This window comes from Frankia sp. CeRuru1, from assembly GCF_977966315.1.
The window spans coordinates 1-4,217 of the sequence record NZ_CDWWEW010000420.1 but is presented as its reverse complement, the minus strand read 5'-3'; the positions used below and the strand labels follow the sequence as shown (position 1 = coordinate 4,217).

The window sequence follows — 4,217 nt, the reverse complement described above, 5'->3', positions numbered from 1 at the left end:
GCCCGGAACCGTTCACAGCGCCCGCCGAGGACACGAAGGCCAACCCGACCAGAACCGCCGGACATCACTATCGGCCACCGAACCAGGCATCACAGTGACCGTCGGGGCGCAGGGGAACGCCGCCACCATGACGGCACGGCACGGCATCCGCATGCCATCCGTGCCTTCCTGATGCCATCCCGTGACATTCGAGGCCGGCGGTCGGAACATGGCACCTGACCAGGACCTCAGACCCCGCCAGACAGTCGGAAGGACCGCTGATGGCCCCGCCCCGCAGCGACACGATGCTCGCCCGACTACTTCATGATCGGAACTGGAGTTGCGACGACTTCCGCCGTGTCTTCGACACCACCGCCCGCACACTTAGCCGGGAAAACAACGATCTTCGGGTGCCGGGGCCACTCAGCGACCGGCAGGCGAAACGGTGGATCGCCGGCCAGGTAGCCACCAGGCCCTATCCGGCGGCATGCCGGGTGTTGGAGGAGATGTTTCACGTTTCCGTGGAAGATTTGCTGACCCGGAATCCCACTCGCTACCGTGAGACACAGGCCGTAGCCCCGCCGCCCGTGCTACCACGTCCCGTCATGCAGGCGGAGCCCGGCAGCGGGCCGCCCCGCGAGGAGGTGAGTCCGTCGCGCCGCCGTGACCTACTCGGCACCGGCATCCTCCTTGCCGCCAGCACCGCCACGACTGGCGCCACCAGCCGCGCCGCGCAGATCTCCCGCGCCATCGCCGCGTCCACCCCGGACCCCCTCAGTGTCGCCCAGCTCCACCAGGGCATCCAACGCCTCACCCGGATCTACTCCACGACACCGCACGCGGATCTACTCGGACCCGTCGAACAGGCGTGGGACGATGCGGAAGCCCGGTTGGAAACCAGAGTCACCGGCACCGACCGTCGCGACCTCGAACTCCTCGCCGGCCAATACGCCTTCTACCGTGGTCGACTCGCCTTCGACATGGGCGATGACGACGGCGCGTTGACGTTCTTCGTCCTCGCCGCTCAACACGCCCAGGCAGCCGGTAACCCACTACTTGCCGGATCGGTTGCCGCCATGCGCTCCGCCGTGGCCTTCTTCGCCCGCGAGTTCGAGACCGCTGCGGACATCGCCGCCCAGGCCCAGCCGCAGGCGCACCCCTATATCGTCCCGCTCCTCGCCTGCGCACAGGCCCGCGCCTACGCCATCACCAGCCGCGAAGACGAAGCACTAACCGCCTTGCGGACCATGAATGATCATCTCTGGACCGGCAACCGCCTGCCAGGACCTTCACCGATCGACGAAGAGTCCAGCGAAGCTTTCAATGCGGTGGTACTCGGCTATCTCGGCAAGGGTGACGAAGCCGAGCCACACGCCCGCGCGTCGTTGGCGATGCTCAGCGGAACCGGACGGTACGTCAGCACCGCCGGCACCCATCTCGCACTCGCACGGGCCTTCATCCACCGCACCCACCCAGACCCCGAACAGGCAGCCACCGCAGCAAGTGACGCCCTCATGATCGTTGACGGCAAGGAAGTGACCAACGGCCCGACCTTCAACCGGGCCGCCGGTATTTGGCGCACCCTCGCCCGCAACGAGGAGTGGGCACGGCTCGAACCTGTCCGCGACCTGGGTGAACAGGTCTCATCTGAGCGCCGTGCGCTCCCAGCAGGCCCAACCATCTAGATCGTCGCCAATGTTCTCTACCCCGTCAAGGCGCGCCTACGGCGCGCGCGTGTGACCTGTCGCACGCGCCGCGCGTCGCCGTGCGCGCCGCGCCTACGGGATCGCCGCACCACGATGGGACCCCGCCTCCCTCCGGTCGGCACCCCATCGGGGCGTCGCCCCGTGGGCGCGTCGGCCCGTCGGCGCGTCGGAGCGTCAGGCCCCCCGCCAGAGGGTCCGTGACGATCGCTGGTGAGGGTGCCGCTGGTCCGCGCCGGTGCTCCAGGAGCCGCGCGACGTCCGCGAGAACGGTGCCGTTGCTGGTTGTTGGGGCTCCGCCCCAAACCCCGGCCCTCACTCTGGAGGAGGGGGGAGATGCCGCGTACGTCCGCTGATCGCCTCCGCCGCCCGGACCCCCAAGGGGCTACGCCGGAACCTCCCGGCCGGGCAAGGGACGCGCCGCACCCAGCACGGGGACGGGCCGTCGGCGCCCTTGCCCGGCCGGGAGAACCCGACGTAGGGCGCAGCCGCCCGACCGACGGAGGAGATCAGCTCAGCCCGGGGTCTGTGAAGGATCAAAAACCGGGTCGGGTGGCGTTGCAGCCACCCGACCCGATCCTGATCATTTCTTAGGTGAACAGCGAGTCGACGAGAGCGCAGCCCACCGGATCACCCGTATCCACGCCGTCACGTACTGCAAGGACGCGGATCCCCGTGCGGCGCAGCATGCCCAGTACCGCCATCCGCCCCGCTTCAGTGGTGGCCAACCGGTCGATCGTGTCGACGACCACCAGGTCGTAGGCGCCGGAGTGGACGAGCCGGACGACCGCCGCCCACTCATGCAGCCTGTCAGCGGTCTGGTAGACCGTCCCACCGGCCTGCCAGGCCCGTGCCGAGCATGCCGCAGCGAACACCGCTCGCTGATCATCCCGCTCGGTCACGCTGACGTCCTGACGAACGAAGTTCAACGCCCGCGCCAGCCCCGGCATCACGCATCCTCGCCGGATGCGCGGCAAGCCGACACGCCGTCCGACGCCTCAAGCAGACCGAACCACACCGCATCAAGGACCGCGAGGCTGTTCGTGCTCGTCACGATGCCGATCATCGCGGACAGGTCACGCAGCGCCGACGCCGCGGCGCGAGGTACGAGGTTCCCGGGCGGACCGGCAAGCGGACCGTCGTCCAGCTCAGCCGCCACCAATGCCAGCGCCTCGCGCACCGCGGCAATCAACTGATCAACGAGGTAGGCGCTCTGCCGCACCGGATCATCTGGCATAGTAAACATAGGTTCCGCTCCTGGTCTGGCAGGTTGTGGGACTCAGGCCCGGATCGGTGTTCCCGCACCGGTCGGGCCGCTTTCGTTGCTGTACCTACATCATCGCAAATTTTGTATAGGTTGTTGAAGGCCGGAAACGGCGAACGGCCGGCAACCCCAGGCGAGGTCACCGGCCGTTTAGACCAGCCGCTTACCGGCCGCCGCGCCGACTTCTGATCATGTCCGCGAGTGCGACCACGGACCGTGGATCAGAACGCAGCAGGCAGCCGAGCAGCCGCCGCCCCGTGGGACCCGCAGGACCAGCCACGAGGATCACGAACAGCGATTCCTGATAGGGAGTCCACCGGCCGCAGCCCGGCATCGTGTCCGCAGGCACCCACCCCGCCGTTTCGTGCCTCACGGGAGCACGCTGCCCAGGTCCGGCGTTGCCCGGAACTGCAAGACCACCGCCGGATCATTGGGGCTCAACCGCCAATGATCAACGAAGAGTACCGAAGGTGCGGTAGCCGTCACGTTGATCATGTCATGCAGGGTTGCCCCTGGAGTCAGGGTCACGTTATACAGGCCGGTCCGTTCGTCTGCGGACAAGGTCACAAGCCGCCGACCCTCATAGGGGTTGCGCCACCGGTCTTGACCGGACGGCGGAATACTGGGCACAGGTCACCATCCTGTTCACGCAGGGTTGTGGTCAGGCCCTGTCCGGTGGTCGCAACACCGGCAGGGCCGCTAACACCCCCAACATTAGGACGCTGCGCCCTAAAGTTCAAGTGTTGATCTTTCGGTAGAGTCTGGAACCGTGGGAGGTGACGATCCGCTACTTGGCTACAAGCAGATGGCCGAGCTTGCCGGGGTCAAGCCGGGAACACTGCGGAACTACCGCGCCGCCGGTCGGCTACCACCGCCTGATGATGACTCGGTCCCAGACCGCCCCCGCTGGCGACAGTCCACGTTCCTCGCATGGATGGCAGCCCGACCAGGTCAAGGTGCGCGCACCGACCGCCAGGACCCGGCCGAGTAGCGTGAGACGCGAAGCGGAGCTAGTGATCTAGGTCACATCTTTCGGTGTACCTCGCGAAGTCAGTGCACCGGCATCCCCACCAGCCCGAACCTGCACGAGATCGCCCAGGGCCTCGCCCCTGAGAGCCTGTTTTGGATCTTTTTGCATATGCGGAGCGTGACGGAAAGTTGGTGTGGATGTTGGTGGTGGGGTTTGGACGGGGGTGATGGCGGCAGGGGCTGGTCATGGTACGTACACACCGGTATCCATCGGATCTGACCGACGCCGAGTGGGCGCTTGT

The 4,217-nt window shown here is 67.1% G+C and carries 4 protein-coding genes; 1 reads left to right on the top strand and 3 read right to left on the bottom strand.

The window, feature by feature from the left end:
- Window positions 1-260 precede the first annotated feature (260 nt).
- Window positions 261-1,664, top strand: coding sequence for a hypothetical protein (locus AC08OP_RS21750; protein WP_476615878.1), 1,404 nt, complete (start codon window positions 261-263; stop codon window positions 1,662-1,664).
- A 608-nt stretch (window positions 1,665-2,272) separates the two neighbouring features.
- On the opposite strand, the gene AC08OP_RS21745 is transcribed toward AC08OP_RS21750, so the two are convergent.
- The 3 genes from AC08OP_RS21745 to AC08OP_RS21735 all read right to left on the bottom strand — a co-directional run bounded on the left by AC08OP_RS21745 (window position 2,273) and on the right by AC08OP_RS21735 (window position 3,576).
- The gene (locus AC08OP_RS21745) at window positions 2,273-2,632 is read right to left on the bottom strand and encodes a serine integrase family protein (protein ID WP_085015407.1); all 360 of its coding nucleotides are present in this window, start codon (window positions 2,630-2,632) and stop codon (window positions 2,273-2,275) included.
- Window positions 2,632-2,928, bottom strand: a complete 297-nt coding sequence (locus tag AC08OP_RS21740) for a hypothetical protein (protein WP_476615877.1) — start codon at window positions 2,926-2,928, stop codon at window positions 2,632-2,634. The genes AC08OP_RS21745 and AC08OP_RS21740 overlap by 1 nt, the downstream gene beginning before the upstream one ends.
- Before the next feature lie 387 nt (window positions 2,929-3,315).
- Window positions 3,316-3,576, bottom strand: coding sequence for a hypothetical protein (locus AC08OP_RS21735; protein WP_476615876.1), 261 nt, complete (start codon window positions 3,574-3,576; stop codon window positions 3,316-3,318).
- Window positions 3,577-4,217 lie beyond the last annotated feature (641 nt).